Source organism: Streptomyces violaceusniger Tu 4113 (assembly GCF_000147815.2).
Classification (GTDB): domain Bacteria; phylum Actinomycetota; class Actinomycetes; order Streptomycetales; family Streptomycetaceae; genus Streptomyces; species Streptomyces violaceusniger_A.
On the sequence record NC_015957.1, the window covers coordinates 1,945,810 to 1,961,599 of the forward strand.

Here is a 15,790-nt window from a genome sequence, read left to right on the forward strand (position 1 = left end):
ACCGAGGAATCACTGAAGGGGACGGAGGAGTCACTTCAGGAGCCGCTGGAGCCCGTGATCGCCGTAACCCGGGGCATGTCCCCGAGCCGTCATCCCTTGCCGCCACAATGGGGGGATGACGGAATCCCTGGCTGACCCGCATCTGCGCTTTCCGGCGGCCACCGCCGCGGAGAGCGTGCGCGACATCGTGATCCTGGGCTCCACCGGTTCGATCGGCACCCAGGCCATCGACGTGGTGGTGCGCAACCCCGACCGCTTCCGCGTGACCGGCCTGTCCGCCGCCGGGGGACGGGCCGGGCTCCTCGCCGAGCAGGCTCACCTGCTGCGGGTGGACAGGGTGGCGGTCGCCCGTCCGGAGGCGGTGCCCGAGGTACGCGAGGCGCTGAGCGCGCTCTACGGAGCCGGTGAGCCGCTCCCCGAGATCCTGGCGGGGCCCGACGCGGCCACCGAGCTCGCCCGCTCCCAGTGCCACACCGTGCTCAACGGCATCACCGGCTCCATCGGCCTGGCGCCGACCCTGGCCGCCCTGGAGGCGGGCCGGGTGCTGGCGCTGGCCAACAAGGAATCGCTCATCGTCGGCGGCTCCCTGGTCAAGGCCGTCGCCAAGCCCGGCCAGATCGTCCCCGTCGACTCCGAGCACTCCGCGCTCTTCCAGGCACTGCTCGGCGGCGCCCGCGAGGAGGTCCGCAAGCTGGTCGTCACCGCCTCCGGCGGCCCGTTCCGCGGCCGGACCAAGCGGGAGCTGGCCTCGGTCACCCCGGAGCAGGCGCTGGCCCACCCCACCTGGGACATGGGCCCGGTGGTCACGATCAACTCCGCGACCCTCGTCAACAAGGGCCTCGAAGTCATCGAGGCCCATCTGCTGTACGACATTCCCTTCGAGCGGATTGAGGTGGTGGTCCACCCTCAGTCGTATATCCACTCGATGGTTGAATTCACCGATGGCTCGACGCTCGCCCAGGCGAGCCCGCCGGATATGCGGATGCCCATCGCGCTCGGCCTCGGCTGGCCCGAGCGGGTGCCGGACGCCGCGCCCGGCTGTGACTGGACCAAGGCCCACACCTGGGAGTTCTTTCCCCTGGACACCGAAGCGTTCCCCTCTGTCGGCCTCGCCCGCCATGTCGGCGACCTCGGCGGCACCGCCCCGGCCGTCTTCAACGCGGCGAACGAGGAGTGCGTGGACGCGTTCCTTGACGGAAAGCTGCCTTTCAACGGAATCGTCGATACGGTCGCCGAGGTGGTGGCCGAGCACGGCACCCCCGCCGTGGGAACCCGGCTCACCGTCGCGGACGTCCTCGAGGCTGAGACATGGGCCCGCGCCCGCGCAACGGAACTGGCCGCCAGAGCGGCGAAGGCGACCCCGGAGGCTCGCGCATGACGACACTGATGACGGTCCTCGGCATAGTGGTGTTCGCCGTCGGCCTGCTGATCTCGATCGCCTGGCATGAGCTCGGCCATCTCTCCACGGCCAAGCTCTTCGGCATCCGGGTCCCGCAGTACATGGTCGGCTTCGGGCCGACGATCTTCTCCCGTAAGAAGGGAGACACCGAGTACGGCATCAAGGCGGTCCCGTTCGGCGGCTACATCCGCATGATCGGGATGTTCCCGCCGGGCGACGACGGCAAGCTCACCGCCCGCTCCACCTCACCCTGGCGCGGCATGATCGAGGACGCCCGGTCGGCCGCCTTCGAGGAGCTGCAGCCCGGCGACGAGAAGCGCCTCTTCTACACGCGCAAGCCGTGGAAGCGCGTGATCGTCATGTTCGCCGGGCCCTTCATGAACCTGATCCTCGCAGTGGTGATCTTCCTCGGGGTGATGATGAGCTTCGGCGTCAACACCCAGACCACCAGCGTGGGCACGGTCTCCCAGTGCGTGGTCGCGGCCTCGTCCGCCACCGACAAGTGCCCCAAGAGCGCCAAGGACTCCCCGGCCAGGGCCGCCGGTCTGCAGCCGCGGGACAAGATCATCGCCTTCGACGGGCACCGCACCCCGGACTGGGGCGCGCTCCAGAAGGACATCCGTGAGACCACCGGCCCCGCCACGATCACCATCGAGCGGGACGGCGTCCGCAAGACCCTGCACGCCAACCTCATAAAGAACCAGGTCGCCAAGTCCGACGGGAACGGCGGCTATGTCGAGGGTGAGTACGTCACCGCCGGCTTCCTCGGCTTCACCCCGGCCAACGGCGTGGTCCAGCAGTCCTTCGGGCAGTCCGTGGACCGCATGGGCAACATGGTCCACGACGGCATCGACTCCATGATCGCGTTGCCCTCCAAGGTCCCGGACCTGTGGAACGCGGCCTTCGGGGACGGCGAGCGCAAGGCCGACTCCCCGATGGGCGTCGTGGGCGCGGCCCGGGTCGGCGGCGAGGTCGCCAGCCTCGACATCCCGCCCTCCCAGCGGATCGCGACCATGCTCTTCCTGGTGGCCGGATTCAACCTCTCGCTGTTCCTCTTCAACATGCTCCCGCTGCTGCCGCTGGACGGCGGCCATATCGCGGGCGCGCTGTGGGAGGCCATCCGGCGCCACACCGCCCGGCTGGTCCGGCGGCCCGACCCCGGGCCGTTCGATGTGGCGAAGATGATGCCGGTCGCCTATGTGATCGCCGGAGTCTTCATCTGCTTCACCCTCCTGGTCCTGGTGGCGGACGTCGTGAACCCCGTGAAAATCTCTTGATGACGCGAGATGTCCTGAAGTTCACCTTTGGGTGGACTTCAGGAGCACGGTGTGCTGACGCCATCACCGTTGCCGTAATCTCGGAGATCGGAGTCTGCTGATCTCCGGCCATGCACACACCTTCTTGGGGTTACGAACCAGATGACTGCGATTTCGCTAGGAATGCCGTCCGTACCGGCCAAGCTCGCCGAGCGCAGGGTCAGCCGGAAGATCCAGGTCGGCCAGGTGGCCGTGGGTGGCGACGCTCCGATCTCGGTTCAGTCGATGACGACGACGGTGACGGCGGATATCGGGGCGACGCTGCAGCAGATCGCGGAGCTGACGGCGTCGGGCTGTCAGATCGTGCGGGTGGCGTGTCCGTCGCAGGATGACGCGGACGCGTTGCCGGTGATCGCGAAGAAGTCGCAGATTCCGGTGATCGCCGACATTCATTTCCAGCCGAAGTATGTGTTCGCGGCGATCGATGCCGGGTGTGCGGCGGTGCGGGTGAATCCGGGGAACATCCGGCAGTTCGACGACAAGGTCAGGGAGATCGCGAGGGCGGCGTCGGACGCGGGTGTGCCGATCCGTATCGGGGTGAACGCGGGGTCGCTGGACAAGCGGCTGCTGGAGAAGTACGGGAAGGCCACGCCGGAGGCGTTGGTGGAGTCGGCGTTGTGGGAGTGCTCGCTGTTCGAGGAGCACGGTTTCCGGGATATCAAGATCTCGGTGAAGCACAACGATCCGGTGGTGATGGTCAACGCCTACCGTCAGCTCGCGGCGCAGTGTGACTATCCGCTGCATCTGGGGGTGACGGAGGCGGGTCCGGCGTTCCAGGGGACGATCAAGTCGGCGGTGGCGTTCGGTGCGCTGCTGAGTGAGGGGATCGGGGACACGATCCGGGTCTCGCTGTCGGCGCCTCCGGCGGAGGAGGTCAAGGTCGGGATCCAGATTCTGGAGTCGTTGAATCTGCGGCAGCGGCGGCTGGAGATCGTTTCGTGTCCGTCGTGTGGGCGGGCGCAGGTGGATGTGTACAAGTTGGCGGACGAGGTGACGGCCGGTCTGGAGGGCATGGAGGTTCCGCTGCGGGTCGCGGTCATGGGGTGTGTGGTGAACGGCCCCGGTGAGGCGCGTGAGGCGGATCTGGGTGTGGCTTCGGGCAATGGCAAGGGGCAGATCTTCGTCAAGGGCGAGGTCATCAAGACCGTGCCGGAGTCGAAGATCGTGGAGACCCTGATCGACGAGGCCATGAAGATCGCCGAGCAGATGGAGAAGGACGGCATCGCCTCCGGCGAGCCCCAGGTCTCCATCAGCTGACCCTTTTTTGAGGCTCGGTCCGCCTCCGGGGCGCTTCGGTCTCCCCCAGCTACCGCTGGGAGGTGCCCCCGGCCGGAAGACCCAGGCCCCCGGTGCTCCACGGCGCCCTTCGGCGCATCCAGTTGCCGTTGGGCGCCCCGGAGGCGCAACCGAGCCCTCGAAAAACCCCCTTCTGGACCTGCGCGATAGAGTCTGGAGAATTGACGTCCCCGGCCCGCAGGCCCGCACCACGTGAGGCAGACCGACACGTGCTGACCACGTCCACCACCAGGGTCCTCGAGCCCCATGAGCTCGAGGCGGCCCTCGCGGTGCTGAACCGCGACCCCGTCTCGAACGCCTTCGTGGCCGCCCGCGTCCAGGTCGCCGGACTGGATCCGTGGCGGCTCGGCGGCGAGATGTGGGGCTGGTACTCCGGCGGACGGCTGGAGTCGCTCTGCTACGCCGGAGCCAACCTGGTGCCCATCTGCGCCACCCCCGAGGCCGTGCGCGGCTTCGCCGAGCGCGCCCGCCGGGCCGGCCGCCGCTGCTCCTCGATCGTCGGCCCCGCCGAGACCACCGCCGGGCTGTGGTCCCTGCTCGAGCCGAGCTGGGGCCCGGCTCGTGAGGTACGCGCCCGGCAGCCGCTGATGGTCACCAACGCGATGCCCGCCGACGTCCCGCCCGATCCGCTGGTGCGCCGTGTCTGTAAGGACGAGATGGGCGTGATCATGCCGGCGTGCGTGGCGATGTTCACCGAGGAGGTCGGCGTCTCGCCGCTCGCGGGCGACGGCGGGCTGCTCTACCAGGCGCGGGTCGCCGAGCTCGTCACCGCCGGGCGCTCCTTCGCCCGGATCGAGAACGGCCGGGTGGTGTTCAAGGCCGAGATCGGCGCGGCCACCCCGCACGCCTGCCAGATCCAGGGCGTATGGGTGGCCCCCGAGTACCGCGGCCGCGGCCTCTCCGAGACCGGGATGGCGGCCGTGCTGCGCTATGCGCTGGGCGAGGTCGCCCCCGTGGTGAGCCTGTACGTCAACGACTTCAACACCGCGGCCCGCGCCGCGTACCGCCGGGTCGGCTTCCGGGAAGTCGGCGCGTTCATGAGTGTGCTGTTCTGATCGACGGCCAAGTAGGGTGCCGCCCATGCTGCATCTTGCCGGGGGGCGGACCCCGGAACCCGAAGACGTCGTCGTCGGGTCGCTCGACCTCGCCGCGCGCGTGGACGAAGCGCTCGCCGTTCAGGCCGTCGCCTTCGGGCTGACGGGCGAGGAGATCGGCGTACGACGCCACATCGTGCTGCGCCATCTCAAGAGCCCCGGCGCCCGCGCGCTCGGCGCGACGACCCCCTCCGGCCGGCTCGTCGGCTTCGTCTACGGCATGCCCAACAACCGCACCCACTGGTGGTCCACGGTCGTCCAGCCGTATCTGCGCGCGGCCGGGCAGGACGACTGGCTGGACGACTCGTTCGTCATCACCGAGCTGCACGTCCACCCCGATTTCCAGGACCGCGGCATCGGCCGGGAGCTGATCACGACCATCACGGACGGCGCCGACCAGCCGCGCTCGATCCTCTCCGCCATCGACGCCGAGAGCCCGGCCCGCGCGCTCTACCACTCACTGGGCTACCGCGACCTCGCCCGCCCCGTGCTCTTCCCGAGCGCCCCGAGCCCGTACGCCGTGATGGGAGCCCCGCTGCCGCTGCGCCGCTAACCCTGTCTGCGGATCGGTCGCGGGCCCGCGCTGCCTGGCACGGCGCCCCCAGCTGCCGCTGGGAGGTGCTCCGGCTGCGTTGCCGGGATCGTACGGGGACGACCCGGTACGGGGACGACCCTCCCTGGTGCGGTGCTCCCCAGCCACCGCTGGGCGCCGCCCCCGCACCAGACGCCGCGGGCTCATCCGCGAGGAGAGCCAGGGGACAGGGCCTGGACGGCGCCTCCTAGGCGCTTACGCATTTCCGGGAAACCGACCGGTGCGGCTAACCTCCTGAACATCCCATCGCACGCAGGAGAGACCCCATGGCCCACGCCGTCAACGTCCAGCGCTTGTCCACGACAATGCTGAAGACGCTGCGCGAAGACCCGGCGGACGCCGAGACCGCCAGCCATAAGCTGCTCGTCCGCGCCGGTTACGTCCGCCGCGCCGCCGCGGGCATCTGGACCTGGCTGCCGATCGGCAAGAAGGTCCTGGAGAACGTCGCGCGGATCGTCCGCGAGGAGATGGACGCCATCGGCGCCCAGGAGGTCCTCCTGCCCGCGCTGCTGCCCCGTGAGCCGTACGAGGTGAGCGGCCGCTGGGACGAGTACGGCGATCTGCTCTTCCGGATCAAGGACCGTAAGGGCGCCGACTACCTCCTCGGCCCCACCCACGAGGAGATCTTCACCCTGACGGTCAAGGACCAGTGCACGTCCTACAAGGACCTGCCGGTCATGCTCTACCAGATCCAGACCAAGTACCGGGACGAGGCCCGCCCCCGCTCGGGTGTGCTGCGCGGGCGCGAGTTCCTGATGAAGGACTCGTACTCCTTCGACACCACCGACGAGGGCCTCGCCGAGTCCTACCGGCTGCACCGCGAGGCGTACCAGCGGATCTTCCAGCGTCTCGGCCTGGACTACCGCATCGTCTCCGCGGTCTCCGGCGCGATGGGCGGCTCGGCCTCCGAGGAGTTCCTGGCCCCGGCGGCGGCCGGCGAGGACACCTTCGTCGACTGCCCGAACTGCGACTACGCCGCGAACACCGAGGCGGTCACGGTGGCCGTCTCGCCGGTCGAGGGCGCCGAGCACGGGCCCCTGGAGGAGCTGGACACCCCCGACACCCCGACCATCGAGACCCTCGCCGACTACCTCGGCGTCCCGGCCTCCGCCACCCTGAAGAACCTCCTGGTCAAGATCGACGGCGAGATCACCGCGGTGGGCGTCCCCGGCGACCGCGAGGTTGACCTGGGCAAGCTGGGCGAGCACCTCGCCCCCGCCGTCGTCGAGCTCGTCACGGCCGAGGACTTCGAGGGCCGCCCCGAGCTGGTGCGCGGCTACGTCGGCCCGCAGGGCCTGGCGGGCAAGTCCCTGCGCTACATCGCCGACCCGCGCATCGCCCCCGGCACCGCCTGGGTGACCGGCGCCAACAAGCCGGACACCCACGCGCGCAACGTGGTCTGCGGCCGTGACTTCGAGGTCGACGACTACCTCGACGTCGTCGTGGTCCAGCCGGGCGACCCCTGCCCCCGCTGCGGTACGGGCATCGAGCTGGACCGGGCGATCGAGATCGGCCACATCTTCCAGCTCGGCCGCAAGTACGCCGACGCCTTCCAGCTCGATGTGCTCGGCCAGAACGGCAAGCCGGCGCGGGTCACGATGGGCTCGTACGGCGTCGGCGTCTCCCGTGCCGTCGCCGCGCTCGCCGAGCAGACCCACGACGAGTCGGGCCTCTGCTGGCCCCGCGAGGTGGCCCCGGCCGACGTCCACATCGTCGCGGCGGGCAAGGCCCTCCAGACCGAGCTGGCCCTCGACATCGCCGAGAAGCTGGGCACGGCGGGCGTGCGCGTCATGGTCGACGATCGCGCAGGCGTCTCCCCGGGCGTGAAGTTCACCGACGCCGAGCTGATCGGCGTCCCGACCATCCTGGTCGTGGGCCGCGGCGCCAAGGACGGCGTCGTCGAGCTGAAGGACCGCCGTACGGGTGAGCGCGAGGAGCTCCCGATCGACGAGGCGATCTCCCGCCTCACCGCCACCGCCACCGCCTGACGGACGGACCCGCACCGGCCGATCCCGGGAACCCCGGCCCCGCGCTCCGGCGCCTGGGGCTGGGGGTTGTGGTGTTGCGCGGCGTGGGCGGGTGCGGGCTTCGTCTCGCGCCTTCGGCGCATTTTGAGCAGCGGGGCAGGGGGGCGCCGGGGCGCGGCGCCGCCTCCGGCCACCGGGCCCGTTGGTGTGGACGCCGGTGGCGGCTTCCGTGCTCGGTGGCCGAGGTCCTCTCCGGAGGGGCAGCCGGGGGTCCGGGTACCCCTCTGAAAAATGCTTGATCTGGCGCAACTAATACATCAAGCAATTGCAAAAGGGGTACCCCACCCCCTGCTCTCCGGTATCGGCCCTGGCCCCCGGCCAGGGGCGCCGCCACCGGCGCCCACACCAACGCCCGGCTGGCAACGCGACCCGGCTCGGCACCCCCTGCTCCGCTGCTCAATCGCGCCGCAGGCGCGAGCCGAAAGCCGCACCCGATCGAGCCGAACGCTCCCGCCCGGCAAGGGAGTTGGGGGCGATGGTGTGTTACAGCCAGCCCGCGAACTCCAGCAGCAGCTCCGCGCGGCGGCGGTCGCCCGCGGCGGCGTGCCGCAGGCCCGTCTCGACGGCACGGTAGAAGGACCAGCCCCGCAGCCGGTCGCGGTCGACCTCCAGGGCGTCCGCCAGCTTGCCGACCCGACGGCGCGCGGCCGCGGCGGGGCCGGGGCCGGCGGCCAGGTCCTCGCAGCGGTCGAGCACCAGCCGCGCCAGGTCGTACGCGCGCTCGCCCACAACCGGCGCCGGGCCCACCGCGAGCCAGGGTCCGCGCTCCCCGGCCAGCACCTTCCCCTGCCGGAAGTCGCCGTGCAGCAGCACCTCCTCGGGCGGCTCGGCGGGCAGCGCCTCCCGCAGCTCCAGCGCCTCGTCGGCCAGCGGGCGGGCATCCGCCGCCCAGCCCCCGGCGCCGAGCGTCCGCAGGGTCTCGCGCTCCTCCTCCGTACGCCCGGTGACCGACGCGAACGGATGTCCCTCGGGCGGCGCCACCCACAGCCGCCGCACCGTGCCCGCCGCCTCCAGCACCGCCTTCGCCTCGGGCAGCGAGCGCAGCGACACCGTGCTGCGCAGCCGCTCGATCAGCAGCGCACCGGTGTCCGGGTCGGCGCGCAGCAGCCGGGCCGCGCCCCAGCCGTCCCAGTGCGCCAGGGCGGCGCGCTCATGGTCGGCGTCCGGCCCGGGGACCGGGAACTTCAGCGCCGCCGGGGTGTCGTCCGCCTGCCGTACGAGCGCGACGAGTCCGCGGCGTCCCCCGGGCGCCGACACCCGCTCCAGGGTCAGCTCCCACGCCGCGAGCTGCCGCTCGACCGTCTCGGGCAGGGCGTCGAGCCAGCTCCGTACGGCACTCGCCGGGGTGTCGCTCAGCGCGTCCAGGAGCCGCTTCGGCACCTGGACGCGGGCCATATCGCGGCCGCCGGGCTGTGGTGCCGATGCCATTCCTGAGCTGTCCCCTCCACCATCAATGACTTCACAGACCCCATCGGTCTCACACCCCGTCCGCCCCACCGCCGGGCGATGCCGACGGAGTGGCCGATGCGGCGCGTTCGGTGAGTCCAGGGAAGGCTACGCCGCCGCCCCGCCAGCGCACCGCCCGGACCGCCGCCTCCCGCAGCGCCCCCGCCGCCTGGCGGCGCAGGGACGCGGTCGAGGCCCGGACGAGGTCGGCGTAGACGGCGGCGACCCGGTTCTCCAGCTCGGCCGCGAGCCGCACCGCGGCGGGCGCGTCCGGCACCGCGAAGGGCAGGGCGTAGGCGGGCGCCGCGGCCTCGGGGCTGCCGCCGAGGTCGCGCACGGTGCGGGCGAGGTCGTCCCGGCGCGCGCGGTGCGCGGCGTAGCCTTCGCGCGCCTCCGCGAGCCGGTCGTCGCCGATCCGCCCGCCGACGACGCCGTATCCGTACACCGCGGCGTGCTCGGCGGCGAGCGCCGCCTGTGCGGCCCTGAGCGCCGCGGCCCGTTCGCCGACGGCCGATCGGCCTGCTCGAGAGGCCATGTCAGTACCCCTTCCCGGTGGTCCCGAGCGTGATCACGAATCCGTGTCGCGCTGCGTGAGGAGATACACGTGGGCGGCGCCGCAGGCCGCGACGGAGGCGAGCAGCCGGGCCAGCTCGGGCGGCGCGGTGGCGAGCGCGGCGGTGCGGGTGTCGGCGGCCTGGCGCTCGGCCTGGGCGAGGGCGGAGAGGGCCTGTTTCTCGTCCTCAGGCACCTTCGGCACCCGCTGCCCGCCCGCCGAGGGCGAGCGCGACGCGGTCGCGGAGGGGGAAGCGGACCGGTCCTTGGTGGTGAAGACCGCGGCATGCCGGGCCGTCTCCTCCCGCAGCGGCGCCAGCCGCTCCGCGAGGTCGGGATGCGCGTCCACGGTCGCGTCGTAGCGCGCCAGGAGTGCGGTGGAGTCCCGCGCGCCCCGCGCCCGCAGCAGGGCGACGGCCGCCTCGCCGCCCGCGTCGCGCCGGGGCTCGGCATCGTCGGAACAGCCGCTCAGCAGCGCGACCGCCCCCAGCGCTCCGCCGCCCAGCAGCAGACTCCGCCGCCGGGGCACCGCGGCGGCGCGCGCCGAGGACTCGGCGAACGCCGGGGAGGCCGAAGACATCGCGTCGGATGCGGGTGTGGGAGGAGGTGGGAGAGTCGTGATCGACACGTTCCTCTTTCCGGGCTGCGGCCGCTCCCGGCCGCCGGTAGTGATCACAGCAGGCGAGCGTACCCGCGCCGAGCCCGTCTGCCCGGCAGCGTCCACCGAATCGTCAGCCCGCCGCCGGAACAGATAGGCTTTGACCTGACACGCGACCTTCCCACAACAGCACACGCGGCCGAGGAGTCACCCGGATGAGCACGACCCAGAGCGAGAGGCTGCGCGGACTGCTGGAACCGCTCGTCAGCGCGCGAGACCTGGATCTGGAAGAGGTCGAGGTGACACCGGCTGGGCGGCGGCGTGTGCTGAGAGTGGTCGTGGATTCCGACGACGGTGTCCAGTTGGACACGTGTGCGGAGCTGAGCCGGGACATCTCCCAGACCCTCGACGACACGGACGCGATGGGTCAGGTCGCCTACGTCCTCGAGGTCACCTCTCCCGGCGCCGAGCGTCCCCTGACCGAGCCGCGCCACTACCGCCGTGCCACCGGCCGCCTCATGCGAGCGCGGCTCACCGACGACGCCGAGCTGGTCGCCCGGATCGTCTCGGTGGACGACGAGGGGCTCGATCTGGAGGTCCCCGGTGTGAAGGGGCGCAAGCCCACCGCCAGACGGCTTGCCTTCGAGGAGATCTCCAAGGCCCGGGTGGAGATCGAGTTCAACCGCAAGCCCGAGGAGAAGACCGCGGGCGAGGACGACGAGAGCAAAGAGGAGGCGTAGCCGTGGACATCGACATGAGTGCCCTGCGGGGTCTGGTGCGAGAGAAGGAGATCTCCTTCGACCTGCTGGTCGAGGCGATCGAATCGGCGCTCCTCATCGCCTACCACCGCACCGATGGAAGCCGTCGCCGCGCCCGGGTGGAGCTGAACCGCGACACCGGCCATGTGACCGTATGGGCCCGCGAGGACGCCGAGGATCTGGAGGAGGGGCAGGAGCCCCGCGAGTTCGACGACACTCCCTCCGGCTTCGGCCGGATCGCCGCGACGACGGCGAAGCAGGTCATCCTGCAGCGGCTGCGGGACGCCGAGGAAGAGATCACCTTCGGCGAGTACGCGGGGCGGGAGGGCGATGTCGTCGCCGGCGTCGTCCAGCAGGGCAAGGACCCGAAGAACGTGCTGGTGGACATCGGCCGTCTCGAGGCGATCCTGCCGGTGCAGGAGCAGGTCCCGGGCGAGGACTACGCGCACGGCACCCGGCTGCGTACGTACGTCGTACGAGTCGTCAAGGGCGTGCGCGGCCCGTCGGTGACTCTTTCGCGTACGCATCCCAATCTGGTCAAGAAGCTCTTCGCGCTCGAGGTGCCGGAGATCGCGGACGGTTCGGTGGAGATCGCGGCGATCGCCCGCGAGGCGGGCCACCGCACCAAGATCGCGGTCCGGTCCACCCGTTCGGGGCTGAACGCCAAGGGCGCGTGCATCGGTCCGATGGGCGGCCGGGTGCGCAGCGTGATGGCCGAGCTGCACGGCGAGAAGATCGACATCGTCGACTGGTCGGACGACCCCGCTGACCTGGTGGCGAACGCGCTGTCACCCGCGCGGGTGAGCAAGGTCGAGGTGGTCGATCTGGCGGCCCGCTCGGCCCGGGTCACCGTGCCCGACTACCAGCTTTCCCTCGCCATCGGCAAGGAGGGGCAGAACGCCCGGCTGGCGGCCCGGCTGACCGGCTGGCGGATCGACATCCGGCCGGACACCGAGCAGCCGGGGGATCAAGGCTGATTCAGGCCGGATCCCGCGGGGTCCGGCCTGAAATCGAGTGACCATTCGATCACTCCCCCCAAGGGGTGGGGTCGGTACGGGGAGGTAGACTCAAGCAGTGTCTGGCCGCACGCGAGCTGGTGCCTGCCCTGAGCGAACCTGTGTGGGATGCCGGGATCGGGCGGCCAAGAACGATCTGCTGCGCATCGTGGTGGTCGAGGGTGTTTGTGTCCCCGACCGGCGCGGTACGCTCCCCGGTCGGGGTGCTTATGTGCACCCCACACGGGTCTGCCTTGACCTGGCGGTTCGCCGCCGGGCCTTTTCCCGGGCCTTCAGGGGGCCGGGGGCGCTCGACACCACGGCGCTCCGCCGGTTTGTCGAGAAGGGTGAGCAGGCGACACCCTGAGTAAGTAGTTGGAAGAGAACGGCACGGGACACCGTGCGGTCAGGTACCTCGCGAGTCGGAAGTAGGTCGAGATTGCGATGAGCACTCGATGAGTACGCGATGAGTACGCCCATGAAGTAGCGACGGTCCGGCGACAACCCGGACCTAAAAGGAGCGAAGTGGCTAAGGTCCGGGTATACGAACTCGCCAAGGAGTTCGGAGTTGAGAGCAAGGTCGTCATGGCCAAGCTCCAAGAACTCGGTGAATTTGTACGTTCGGCGTCCTCGACGATCGAGGCGCCGGTTGTGCGCAAGTTGACTGACGCATTCCAGGGTGGCAACGGCTCCGGCCGTGCCGCCGGTAAGCCTTCGGCGCCGCGCAAGGCGACGCCCAAGCCGCCGACCCCCGGTCCGGCGGCTGCGGCCCGTCCGGCCGCCCCCAAGCCCCCGACGGCGCCCGGCCCCAAGCCGGCTGCCGAGGGCCAGCGCGGCACCCCCGATGCGGCGCCCACTCCGGGTGCGGCGCCCACTCCGGGCCCGCGTCCCGCGCCCGCTGCCCGTCCGGCGGCCTCCGGCCCCAAGCCGGGCCCCGCGCCGGCGGCTCCGGCGGCTCCGGCGGCTCCGGCGCAGCCCGAGTTCACCGCGCCGCCGGCGGCCCCCAGCCCTCCCAGCCCCAAGCCCGCAGCGGCCAAGCCGGGCGCGCCCGCCAAGCCGGGTGCCACGCCCGGTCCGCGCCCCGGCGGCCGTCCGGGTGCATCGGGTCAGGGCCAGGGCGGCCAGGGCCAGGGCGGTCAGGGTGGCCGTGGCGGCCCGCGCCAGGGTGGCCAGGAGCGTCCGCGTCCGGGTGGTCCCCGTCCGGCCGGTCCCCGTCCCGGTAACAACCCCTTCACCTCCGGTGGCTCCACCGGTATGGCGCGCCCGCAGGCGCCCCGTCCCGGCGGCGCCCCGCGTCCCGGCGGTCAGCCCGGCGGCGGCCCGCGTCCGCAGGGCGGCGGCCAGGGCGGTCCGGGCCGTGGCCAGGGCGGTCCCGGCGGTCCCCGTCCCACTCCGGGCCAGATGCCCCGTCCGCAGGGCGCCCAGGGTGGCGGCCCGCGTCCGGGCCCCGGCGGCGCGCGCCCGAACCCGGGCATGATGCCGCAGCGTCCGGCTGCCGGCCCGCGTCCGGGCCCCGGTGGCGGCGGCGGTCGCGGTCCCGGCGGTGGCGGTCGTCCCGGCGGTGCCGGTGGCGGTCGTCCCGGTGGCGGCGGCGGTTTCGCCGGTCGTCCGGGCGGTCCCGGTGCCGGTGGCGGTCGTCCCGGTGGCGGCGGCGGTTTCGCCGGTCGTCCGGGCGGTCCCGGTGGTGGCGGCGGCTTCGGTGGCGGCGGTGGCCGTCCCGGCTTCGGCGGTCGTCCGGGTGGTCCCGGTGGCCGTGGTGGCACGCAGGGTGCGTTCGGCCGTCCCGGCGGTCCGGCGCGTCGTGGCCGTAAGTCGAAGCGGCAGAGGCGCCAGGAGTACGAGGCCATGCAGGCCCCGTCCGTCGGCGGTGTGATGCTGCCGCGCGGCAACGGCCAGACGGTCCGGCTGTCGCGGGGTGCCTCGCTCACCGACTTCGCGGAGAAGATCAACGCCAACCCGGCGTCGCTGGTCGCCGTGATGCTCAACCTCGGCGAGATGGTCACCGCGACGCAGTCCGTCTCCGACGAGACGCTGCAGCTCCTCGCCGACGAGATGAACTACAACGTCGAGATCGTCAGCCCGGAGGAGGAGGACCGCGAGCTTCTCGAGTCCTTCGACATCGAGTTCGGCGAGAACGAGGGCGGCGAGGAGATGCTCGTCGCGCGTCCGCCGGTGGTGACCGTCATGGGTCACGTCGACCACGGTAAGACGCGACTGCTGGACGCGATCCGCAAGACGAACGTCATCGCGGGCGAGGCCGGCGGCATCACCCAGCACATCGGTGCCTACCAGGTCTCGACCGAGGTCAATGAGGAAGAGCGCAGGATCACCTTCATCGACACCCCGGGTCACGAGGCGTTCACCGCCATGCGTGCCCGTGGTGCCAAGTCGACCGACATCGCGATCCTCGTGGTGGCGGCCAACGACGGTGTGATGCCGCAGACGATCGAGGCGCTGAACCACGCCAAGGCGGCCGATGTGCCGATCGTGGTCGCGGTCAACAAGATCGACGTCGAGGGCGCGGACCCGACCAAGGTGCGCGGTCAGCTGACCGAGTACGGCCTGGTGGCCGAGGAGTACGGCGGCGACACCATGTTCGTCGACATCTCCGCCAAGCAGGGGCTGCACATCGACGACCTGCTCGAGGCCGTCGTCCTGACCGCGGACGCCTCGCTCGACCTGCGCGCCAACGCGGAGCAGGACGCGCAAGGCATCGCGATCGAGGCGCACCTCGACCGCGGCCGCGGCGCCGTGGCCACCGTGCTGGTCCAGCGCGGCACCCTGCGGGTCGGCGACACGATGGTCGCGGGCGACGCCTACGGCCGCGTCCGGGCCATGCTCGACGACAACGGGAACGCGCTGGAGGAGGCCGGCCCGGCGACCCCGGTCCTGGTCCTCGGTCTGACCAACGTGCCCGGTGCGGGCGACAACTTCCTCGTCGTCGACGAGGACCGCACCGCCCGCCAGATCGCCGAGAAGCGTGCCGCCCGCGAGCGGAACGCGGCGTTCGCCAAGCGCACCCGCCGGGTCTCCCTGGAGGACCTGGACAAGGTGCTCAAGGCCGGTCAGGTCCAGCAGCTCAACCTCATCATCAAGGGCGACGCGTCCGGTTCGGTGGAGGCTCTCGAGTCCTCGCTGCTCCAGCTCGACGTCGGCGAAGAGGTCGACCTGCGCGTCCTGCACCGCGGTGTGGGTGCGGTCACCGAGACCGACATCGACCTGGCGACCGGCTCCGACGCCATCGTCATCGGCTTCAACGTGCGCGCCGATGGGCGTGCCACGCAGATGGCCGAGCGCGAGGGCGTGGACGTCCGGTACTACTCGGTCATCTACCAGGTGATCGAGGAGATCGAGGCGGCCCTGAAGGGCATGCTCAAGCCGGAGTACGAAGAGGTCGAGCTCGGTACGGCGGAGATCCGCGAGATCTTCCGCTCGTCCAAGCTGGGCAACATCGCCGGTGTGCTCATCCGCTCCGGCGAGGTCAAGCGGAACACCAAGGCCCGCCTCGTCCGCGACGGCAAGGTCATCGCGGAGAACCTCAACATCGAGGGTCTGCGCCGCTTCAAGGACGACGTCACCGAGATTCGCGAAGGCTTCGAGGGCGGTATCAACCTCGGCAGCTACAACGACATCAAGATCGACGACGTCATCGCGACGTACGAGATGCGCGAGAAGCCGCGCGGCTGACAAGCGGCTGTCCCACCGGGGCCGGTCGGC

The 15,790-nt window shown here is 71.4% G+C and carries 13 protein-coding genes; 10 read left to right on the forward strand and 3 right to left on the reverse strand.

Features of this window, described 5'->3' with window-relative positions:
* Positions 1 to 115: 115 nt before the first annotated feature.
* The 6 genes from dxr (at position 116) to STRVI_RS08725 (ending at position 7,685) form a co-directional block, all read left to right on the forward strand.
* Positions 116 to 1,378, forward strand: a complete 1,263-nt coding sequence (dxr, locus tag STRVI_RS08700) for a 1-deoxy-D-xylulose-5-phosphate reductoisomerase (protein WP_014055261.1) — start codon at positions 116 to 118, stop codon at positions 1,376 to 1,378.
* Positions 1,375 to 2,676, forward strand: a complete 1,302-nt coding sequence (locus STRVI_RS08705; RefSeq protein ID WP_014055262.1) for a M50 family metallopeptidase — start codon at positions 1,375 to 1,377, stop codon at positions 2,674 to 2,676. The genes dxr and STRVI_RS08705 overlap by 4 nt, the downstream gene beginning before the upstream one ends.
* 141 nt (positions 2,677 to 2,817) lie before the next feature.
* A complete protein-coding gene (gene ispG, locus STRVI_RS08710; protein ID WP_014055263.1) occupies positions 2,818 to 3,972 on the forward strand; it encodes a flavodoxin-dependent (E)-4-hydroxy-3-methylbut-2-enyl-diphosphate synthase in 1,155 nt (384 codons plus the stop codon).
* A 248-nt stretch (positions 3,973 to 4,220) separates the two neighbouring features.
* Positions 4,221 to 5,066, forward strand: a complete 846-nt coding sequence (locus STRVI_RS08715; RefSeq protein WP_014055264.1) for a GNAT family N-acetyltransferase — start codon at positions 4,221 to 4,223, stop codon at positions 5,064 to 5,066.
* A gap of 25 nt (positions 5,067 to 5,091) precedes the next feature.
* Entirely contained in the window at positions 5,092 to 5,658 is a 567-nt protein-coding gene (locus tag STRVI_RS08720; RefSeq protein WP_014055265.1) for a GNAT family N-acetyltransferase, read from the forward strand.
* 305 nt (positions 5,659 to 5,963) lie between these two features.
* Positions 5,964 to 7,685: a proline--tRNA ligase gene (locus tag STRVI_RS08725; RefSeq protein ID WP_014055266.1), complete on the forward strand. Its 1,722-nt coding sequence runs from the start codon at positions 5,964 to 5,966 to the stop codon at positions 7,683 to 7,685.
* Positions 7,686 to 8,207: 522 nt separating this feature from the next.
* On the opposite strand, the gene STRVI_RS08730 is transcribed toward STRVI_RS08725, so the two are convergent.
* Genes STRVI_RS08730 through STRVI_RS08740 form a run of 3 tightly spaced genes read right to left on the reverse strand, consistent with a single transcriptional unit; the run spans position 8,208 to position 10,302 of the window.
* On the reverse strand, positions 8,208 to 9,152 hold the full coding sequence (locus STRVI_RS08730) for an aminoglycoside phosphotransferase family protein (RefSeq protein WP_050993638.1): 945 nt from the start codon (positions 9,150 to 9,152) through the stop codon (positions 8,208 to 8,210).
* Between the two features lie 49 nt (positions 9,153 to 9,201).
* Entirely contained in the window at positions 9,202 to 9,705 is a 504-nt protein-coding gene (locus STRVI_RS08735; RefSeq protein WP_014055268.1) for a ferritin-like domain-containing protein, read from the reverse strand.
* 33 nt (positions 9,706 to 9,738) lie between these two features.
* Entirely contained in the window at positions 9,739 to 10,302 is a 564-nt protein-coding gene (locus STRVI_RS08740; RefSeq protein WP_014055269.1) for a hypothetical protein, read from the reverse strand.
* A gap of 233 nt (positions 10,303 to 10,535) precedes the next feature.
* Here STRVI_RS08740 and rimP point away from each other — a divergent pair, with 233 nt between their 5' ends.
* The 4 genes from rimP (at position 10,536) to infB (ending at position 15,760) form a co-directional block, all read left to right on the forward strand.
* Complete coding sequence (rimP, locus tag STRVI_RS08745) at positions 10,536 to 11,060, forward strand: ribosome maturation factor RimP (protein ID WP_014055270.1); 525 nt, start codon at positions 10,536 to 10,538, stop codon at positions 11,058 to 11,060.
* 2 nt (positions 11,061 to 11,062) lie between these two features.
* Positions 11,063 to 12,055: a transcription termination factor NusA gene (gene nusA, locus STRVI_RS08750; RefSeq protein WP_014055271.1), complete on the forward strand. Its 993-nt coding sequence runs from the start codon at positions 11,063 to 11,065 to the stop codon at positions 12,053 to 12,055.
* Between the two features lie 97 nt (positions 12,056 to 12,152).
* Positions 12,153 to 12,440 (forward strand): YlxR family protein, encoded by a 288-nt coding sequence (locus tag STRVI_RS47595; RefSeq protein WP_014055272.1) that lies wholly within the window; start codon positions 12,153 to 12,155, stop codon positions 12,438 to 12,440.
* 158 nt (positions 12,441 to 12,598) lie between these two features.
* Positions 12,599 to 15,760 carry a translation initiation factor IF-2 gene (gene infB, locus STRVI_RS47600; RefSeq protein ID WP_014055273.1) on the forward strand — a complete coding sequence of 1,054 codons (3,162 nt, stop codon included), beginning with the start codon at positions 12,599 to 12,601 and terminating at the stop codon, positions 15,758 to 15,760.
* Positions 15,761 to 15,790: the final 30 nt, after the last annotated feature.

What these genes read in the sequence shown, in the direction of transcription:
- STRVI_RS08725 (WP_014055266.1), top strand. Translation starts at nt 5,964, where the DNA reads ATGGCCCACGCCGTCAACGTCCAGCGCTTGTCCACGACAATGCTGAAG.
- STRVI_RS08735 (WP_014055268.1), bottom strand. Translation starts at nt 9,705, where the DNA reads ATGGCCTCTCGAGCAGGCCGATCGGCCGTCGGCGAACGGGCCGCGGCG.
- dxr (WP_014055261.1), top strand. Translation starts at nt 116, where the DNA reads ATGACGGAATCCCTGGCTGACCCGCATCTGCGCTTTCCGGCGGCCACC.
- STRVI_RS08730 (WP_050993638.1), bottom strand. Translation starts at nt 9,152, where the DNA reads ATGGCATCGGCACCACAGCCCGGCGGCCGCGATATGGCCCGCGTCCAG.
- STRVI_RS08740 (WP_014055269.1), bottom strand. Translation starts at nt 10,302, where the DNA reads ATGTCTTCGGCCTCCCCGGCGTTCGCCGAGTCCTCGGCGCGCGCCGCC.
- ispG (WP_014055263.1), top strand. Translation starts at nt 2,818, where the DNA reads ATGACTGCGATTTCGCTAGGAATGCCGTCCGTACCGGCCAAGCTCGCC.
- STRVI_RS08705 (WP_014055262.1), top strand. Translation starts at nt 1,375, where the DNA reads ATGACGACACTGATGACGGTCCTCGGCATAGTGGTGTTCGCCGTCGGC.
- STRVI_RS08720 (WP_014055265.1), top strand. Translation starts at nt 5,092, where the DNA reads ATGCTGCATCTTGCCGGGGGGCGGACCCCGGAACCCGAAGACGTCGTC.
- rimP (WP_014055270.1), top strand. Translation starts at nt 10,536, where the DNA reads ATGAGCACGACCCAGAGCGAGAGGCTGCGCGGACTGCTGGAACCGCTC.